Here is a 5,968-nt window from a genome sequence, read left to right as displayed (position 1 = left end):
CAATGACCGGAAGGTCATCCACTTGAAGTTTTCGATAAGGTTTATTTACGGGCTGTTCAGTAGGTTTAACGAACATGCTTTTACCAATCAATAAAGTAAGCAATGTTCGAATGAGTTGTTCTTGATAGTTTATAAAAGTTAATAAATAGGTTATAATTTGAGGGTACAAATTGTCACTTCCATTCTTGGTTGTTGGGTGTGTGGTAACCTCAATTATCCAAAGAATTTAGGGGGTGGCAATTTTTTTGCCTATAAAGCCCTCTATGGAGATATTTTATAACCTATTTCTTATAGAAGTTTTGACAATACGGGGAGCAGGAAGGAGGAGTGATTATGAAAATTATTATTTTGTCTGATACCCACATGCCCAAAAAAGCTAAAAAACTTCCAAATGTTTTGTGTACTGAGCTGGATGGCAGTGATTTAATCATTCATGCAGGTGATTGGCAGACTCTTGAGGTATACCAAGAATTGAAAGCTTATGCACCTGTTGAGGGCGTGCGCGGAAACACGGATAGCGATGAGATTTGCGATCTTTTTGGCGACAAGCTGCTGCTTGAGATAAAAGGCTACAAAATAGGTGTCGTCCATGGGCATGGAAAAAGCCGAACAACCGAAAAAAGGAGTATCGAGGCTTTTGAACAGGAAGAACCAGATGCTATCATTTTTGGACATTCCCATATCCCGTTACTGAGGCAATTTAATGGGGTTACACTGTTTAACCCGGGATCGCCTACAGATAAGCGAAGGCAGCCGGAATATTCATTTGGTATTTTGAATATAAAAGAAAAATTAGATTTTAGACATATCTTTTATAATTCCAAAGAATAAAAAAACGGCTGTTTAAGGCCGTTTTTATAAATCGGAATCGTTCATATCAAATTCATAATAATCTTGGGTGCTATATGGCTTAAAGCCGCATGATTTGTACAATCCCAAGGCATGTTCGTTTTCTGCAGCAACTTCCAGGTGCACTCTTTTACTCCCTTTATAATGTTCCGATGCAACAATGAAAGATAATGCGCTTCTCCCAATCCCTTTACCCTGGAGAGGGGGATCTATTGCAAAACCGTAAACCCAAGTTGCCTCTTTATCTTTTTGCAGTCTTATTTTCCCGGCTTTTTTTCCTTCAAATTCAATAATATAGGTAAGTTCCTTACCGTTTTCCCAAGCCTCTTTGTTAAAAGATTTTGCTTCTTGTTCAGGGATATTAAAGCAAACGGAATCAAGGGAAGTTATGAAATCAAGGTCACTCACCTCTGCTTTGCGCAGGGTAACTTTGGGGTTAACAGAACAGTTCTCGGAGTTTGCCAGACGTGCCATTTGGTATTCCGAGAAGGAATAGGTACATGGCAAATTTTCTAAGAAACTTTTGGCGGATAAAGAATTAGCAGGTGCATTAATAAGCAGCTTGCTGGCCTTCCGGATCGTTTTTTTGGCCTGTTTCAATAGGTTGCTGAAAACTCTCTTTTGTCTGTATTCAGGGTGTACCATACCGCATAACTCCATTGGCCCGCCGAAAGTATAAAGAGCAAGGTACCCGATTAGCTGTCCTTTTTCATCATATTGGAAAAAATCATGCTCTGAACCGTAAGGTCTTGTTCTTAAGCTATCCCAATTTAATTTTAATTTGATATTCTCTTTCTCTTCGCAAACCTGCTGAAGTAGATGGATATCGTTTAATTGTTTACTTGTCAGCAATCAATCTGCCCCCCGCTCATGTATCAAATTACTTCTACGTATATTTTAAAGGAAAAAATTTCAAACGGATAGCCCTTATATTTGGTTACAGCTGCTTCGGGAGGGGAATAATAGTATTATATTTCTTGTTGTGGTAGCATGGGATGGACAGAGGGGGATTATCATGAAAACTTTTACAGTGAATTTTCACAAAGAAGATCAAGTACAGCCTATGAAAGTGGAAAAGTTATCCGAAAACGATTTCGAGCAGTACACAGCCGGTGGAACAAGGCATCTATTTGAACTGGATAGTAATATTGGCTATTTTATTTTTTTCGATGCATTAGATAATCAAGGTAAAGAGTCATATATGGTTCTGCAATATGAAGAAGATCAGGAGGAACCAAGTGCTTGTTATGCATTTGAATTAAAAGACTTTTACCAGTTTGCAGCTTTGCATCTGAATGATTTGAACTTTGATGAGGAAACAGGTCAGGATGATGAAGAAGCATACACGCCGATGCACCACTTAGCGCACTTAATGTACCATATATCAGAAGAAGGAAAGAATATCGAAGTTTAATGAAAAAAGAGCAGGCATGCCTGCTCTTTCATTCTGAATGAGAAATGTTTTCGCTGCAATAGCGGGAAACTAATTTCTCTTCTTCTTCGTCCAAAGCGAACTCTAAAACTTTTCCTGATTGATTCTCCAGAAAGTGATAATTTAGGATCCTCTCATCATCATCATTTTTATAAAAAAGCACTCTCAATTTGATGCCATTCTCTGAATACAGCTCATCATCTTCATCCACATCAATATCTAAAAAGAACTCATAGCGGTCACCGGTTAGGATTCCTGTCGGATCTTTTATGTATTCAACTGAATATCCAGTAATGTTCATGATCTTCACCCTTTCTAACATAAACATATCCTGCTGTACATGTCATTATACACTTTTTCCTGTAAAGAATGATAGTATTTGTTATTTTAAAGGAATCAATTAGTTTTTTAAATCGCTATTTTTGGTAAGTTTGTTGCTTTTAATGGCTAAAGTCGAACCAGCTGAGTTTTGGGGCGGGGAGCATTTGACTCCTCAAAATGTCTTCGCATTTTCTTGCGAAGAGGTGTTTGTTCAAGGGTGCTTTTCTGAAGTCCTGCGAGAAGAGAAGGGGCCTGGAGACCTAACAGGAATAGCTGGGGAGGCCGGGTTCCTGTGGAAAGCTTGAGTGCCCCGTGCTGACATCAACGGGCAGAAATAGAGTCTTTAAGGTATATCTTTTTGACAGAATAAACTAAATATGTTATACTATTTTTAGTGAAAAGAATATAATATTGCCCGTAAACACTTGTTATATAGAAATGGTCTGAATTGTCCCTTTATATAGCAAGTGATTTTTATTTTGGGTGTATGGTCTTACTCTTTGGGAGGTGCCTGATATGGCAATGGGATTTGGCAGAAAGAATATGGAAGAAATTAAGGTGGAAGAAGTTAAGATCTGGGAATGTACATCAGAAACTTGTAACTGCTGGATTAGGGATAATTTTAAAAGCAGTCAGGTACCTACTTGTCCGATTTGCAAAAGTGAAATGACCGAGACGACTAAAGAATTGCAGGTCGTTAATAATAACAGCATCTTTACAAAATAATAAAAAGGGCGACGGATTGTCGCCCTTTTATTTGTTATTAATTTTATCGATCACGCTTGATAGCTCATCCGGCTTTAAAAACTCAATTGGTGAGAAACCTTTTTCAAACATAATACTATCAGCCTCAATAAGCAATACATAACGTCCATTTATCTTAGACATATGAATGGTTTCTCCGAAATCAGATAAAAGGCCGGCTACAGAAACATGATCCATTTTAAGCTTCAGTTCTATATCAGGTGAATGTTCAATAATTTGTGCAGCTGCTTCGATTACTTGCTCCGAAGAAAACCTCTCCTGTATTTCTCTTTTCGGGCTTGCGGCCCATACTTCCATGCTTGCTTCCATCTGTTCTCGTTCTTCGCTTTCTGGCTGGAATGTTTCTTCGATATGTTCCTGAACCATCCCAATTACTTGTGTTTTTACGATTTCGGGGAGGGATGGCTCATAGTCCACATATTTTAAAAAGTCTTCAAAATAACGGGCATGGGAAGATTGGTGAATTTTCAATTCTCCTTCTTCGATCATCCCTTCCTCCGGCATATATGGATACTGAATTGATTTCATATTTTTGGTCGTAATCGCCATTTCTACGTTTTTAATGAGAGTTGTTTCATCTGAAATGGATGCAACCTTTGGTTCAAAATCGCATTTCATGATAAATAGGAAGGGTTCATCAAAATATTTCCTAAGCTTGGCATTAGCAACAAGCAAAACTCCTCCGCGGACAGCGCTTGTATCAAGATAGGCATTCACGATTTGTTCGTTAGCCTCCTGGAAAAGCTCTTTAGAATCAGCCAATCTTACCCGGTTAAAAAGATTATAATTGGGGTTGGAAGTTAAATCATGCCCTGGTTCAACAATAAAACGGCCGATTTTTGTAGGTGCCTGATCAGTCTTCGGATGCCTTTCAACTTTTCTTTTTGAGATTTTTCCAAGTTCGCCATCTAAGAAATCCTTTAAGGCGCTGTTTTCATACTCATTTGTATCGAGTGTTTGGAAATGCTTAGAAAACTTATCGGCATTTTCTCCTTTTCCCTCTATTTGTATTACATAAAAAGATAAATAATTGATTTCAAAATCCATTTCATTCACCTGTATTCTTCTAATTTGACTTTTCTAGTATAAGAAAGGGGATAACTCCCGTCAATTCGTGTTTAGATTAACCAGTGAGAAAGTATAGGTTTTTGTTGGCTGAAACAAAATAACAGAAACGAGTGAAAACTGGAAGTGGAAAAATGTCAACTAACTTATTGTGGTTCCTTGCTTTAGCTCTTATTAGTGTATTGATCATATACATTACATACAAGAAAACGGAATTTCATCATAATCTTGCTGTATATTTTCTCACAATGGGCCTTGCCTTTTTAATGGAATACATAGTGTTGATTTTAGGGGATGCCTATTCCTATTACCCACGTTTTTTTACAGTGCAATGGTATGATGACGTTTTTGGTTCCAGTATTTCTCAGGCTTTTTTTATTCCAAGTGTCCTTATGGCAACAGCAGCTTTTAGGGTTCCGATAAAATGGGTGGTTTTGATCATTGGAGCTATCTTTGGGATCGAGGAATTTTTTCTCTGGCTGGGCATATATGAACATAATTGGTGGAAATCCTGGTATACCACTATAATCTTATTTGTATCAGTTTTTGTAATTAAATGGTGGAGACATAGAGTGGAAAGGCCAAATTTTTTTATACGGTTTGTAACTATTTATATGGCTATTACCACAATTTTTCAAGGTGTGACTTTTTATTTAACATCCATTATGAAAACGCACTTCTATACGGTAGGGTGGTTTGAATCTCCGTATCAGGATCATATCGTATTTAATGTTTTAATTTGGATTATCTATGCACTGCTGCTAACACTCATCATTATGAAATTTTATCGTTTCATATGGCTGGCCTTCCTCTTTTTTGCCGATGTCCTTTTTCACCACATGCTTATAAAAATGAATATTTTACATGTGAACACTTTTTGGCATCCTCTATATTTCAGTGTAATGCTTATCTTTTTGCTGATGCTGATAAAAAAATTATATACCTATATGTTTCAAAAAAATTAGATCTGGATTTATTATATGGCGCATAGATTTAATGTTATTTGAAAGGTATGTGATGGACGCTAAAGGAACGGCCCAAAACAAATTGGGGAGTATGGAAAAAGAGCTTCAGGTTTATTAAAATCTTGTCAGCCAGCTGACTATTTCCTACCTATATAGATGATGAAACGGGTAGTTGGGGGCTGTCCTCCTGTGAGAGTAGGACGCTGCCGGGCAACTGAAAGAGCACCTGAATAGGTGCTCAGCTTGTTGAGAAAGGGGTATTTTTTCTCAACAAAGTTTTTCTTAAAAAGAAATATACCAAAGGAAGATTAGCTTTTCTGGTTTAAAAAAAGATCGCCATGCACCTATCCTAGCTTTGCCAGGTGCATGGCGATCTTTTTCATATTCTGGCAAGCTGCGGTGAGAAGCACCTGCTCGCTTGCATTGTGTAGTCCCCGTAACCGGCAATAGCGAAGCCCATGCAGCTCTTTTGAGTCTGCGAAGCTTCGCTCCACTTTTTCTTTTCTGAATTTATATAGTATCTTTCCAGATTTGGAAAGCCGGTTTTGTCTGACCTTTTCCTTATCATCCT

The 5,968-nt window shown here is 37.8% G+C and carries 8 protein-coding genes and 1 pseudogene; 4 read left to right on the top strand and 5 right to left on the bottom strand.

Going from position 1 to position 5,968, the window contains the following annotated elements; genetic code table 11:
• Positions 1-169 (bottom strand): annotated as a pseudogene (locus L634_RS35040) (DDE-type integrase/transposase/recombinase); the annotation flags it as partial.
• A gap of 164 nt (positions 170-333) precedes the next feature.
• Here L634_RS35040 and L634_RS0128020 point away from each other — a divergent pair.
• The gene (locus tag L634_RS0128020) at positions 334-831 is read left to right on the top strand and encodes a metallophosphoesterase family protein (RefSeq protein WP_026585239.1); all 498 of its coding nucleotides are present in this window, start codon (positions 334-336) and stop codon (positions 829-831) included.
• 24 nt (positions 832-855) lie between these two features.
• On the opposite strand, the gene L634_RS0128015 is transcribed toward L634_RS0128020, so the two are convergent.
• Complete coding sequence (locus L634_RS0128015; protein ID WP_026585238.1) at positions 856-1,701, bottom strand: GNAT family N-acetyltransferase; 846 nt, start codon at positions 1,699-1,701, stop codon at positions 856-858.
• 163 nt (positions 1,702-1,864) lie between these two features.
• Between L634_RS0128015 and L634_RS0128010 the strand changes: the two genes are divergently transcribed.
• Positions 1,865-2,263: a hypothetical protein gene (locus tag L634_RS0128010; RefSeq protein ID WP_026585237.1), complete on the top strand. Its 399-nt coding sequence runs from the start codon at positions 1,865-1,867 to the stop codon at positions 2,261-2,263.
• Between the two features lie 28 nt (positions 2,264-2,291).
• On the opposite strand, the gene L634_RS0128005 is transcribed toward L634_RS0128010, so the two are convergent.
• Positions 2,292-2,603 (bottom strand): DUF6509 family protein, encoded by a 312-nt coding sequence (locus tag L634_RS0128005; protein ID WP_232233858.1) that lies wholly within the window; start codon positions 2,601-2,603, stop codon positions 2,292-2,294.
• A gap of 515 nt (positions 2,604-3,118) precedes the next feature.
• Here L634_RS0128005 and L634_RS0127995 point away from each other — a divergent pair.
• Positions 3,119-3,328 carry a cold-shock protein gene (locus L634_RS0127995; protein ID WP_034263387.1) on the top strand — a complete coding sequence of 70 codons (210 nt, stop codon included), beginning with the start codon at positions 3,119-3,121 and terminating at the stop codon, positions 3,326-3,328.
• Positions 3,329-3,355: 27 nt separating this feature from the next.
• Here L634_RS0127995 and L634_RS0127990 read toward each other — a convergent pair whose 3' ends face one another.
• On the bottom strand, positions 3,356-4,414 hold the full coding sequence (locus tag L634_RS0127990) for a DUF3900 domain-containing protein (protein WP_026585233.1): 1,059 nt from the start codon (positions 4,412-4,414) through the stop codon (positions 3,356-3,358).
• Between the two features lie 152 nt (positions 4,415-4,566).
• On the opposite strand from L634_RS0127990, the gene L634_RS0127985 reads away from it, so the two are divergent.
• Positions 4,567-5,397 (top strand): hypothetical protein, encoded by an 831-nt coding sequence (locus L634_RS0127985; protein WP_034263385.1) that lies wholly within the window; start codon positions 4,567-4,569, stop codon positions 5,395-5,397.
• A gap of 344 nt (positions 5,398-5,741) precedes the next feature.
• On the opposite strand, the gene L634_RS31975 is transcribed toward L634_RS0127985, so the two are convergent.
• On the bottom strand, positions 5,742-5,968 hold a 227-nt coding region (locus L634_RS31975; RefSeq protein WP_026582429.1), incomplete at its 5' end, for a transposase.

Source organism: Bacillus sp. J33, assembly GCF_000518885.1.
In the GTDB taxonomy this organism is placed as follows: domain Bacteria; phylum Bacillota; class Bacilli; order Bacillales; family Cytobacillaceae; genus Cytobacillus.
The sequence above is the reverse complement of the archived record's forward strand: the minus strand, read 5'-3'. Positions and strand labels throughout refer to the sequence as shown.

Coding starts and splice junctions, on each gene's coding strand:
- L634_RS0128020 (WP_026585239.1), top strand. CDS start 334: ATGAAAATTATTATTTTGTCTGATACCCACATGCCCAAAAAAGCTAAA.
- L634_RS0128010 (WP_026585237.1), top strand. CDS start 1,865: ATGAAAACTTTTACAGTGAATTTTCACAAAGAAGATCAAGTACAGCCT.
- L634_RS0128005 (WP_232233858.1), bottom strand. CDS start 2,603: ATGTTAGAAAGGGTGAAGATCATGAACATTACTGGATATTCAGTTGAA.
- L634_RS0127995 (WP_034263387.1), top strand. CDS start 3,119: ATGGCAATGGGATTTGGCAGAAAGAATATGGAAGAAATTAAGGTGGAA.
- L634_RS0127990 (WP_026585233.1), bottom strand. CDS start 4,414: ATGGATTTTGAAATCAATTATTTATCTTTTTATGTAATACAAATAGAG.
- L634_RS0127985 (WP_034263385.1), top strand. CDS start 4,567: ATGTCAACTAACTTATTGTGGTTCCTTGCTTTAGCTCTTATTAGTGTA.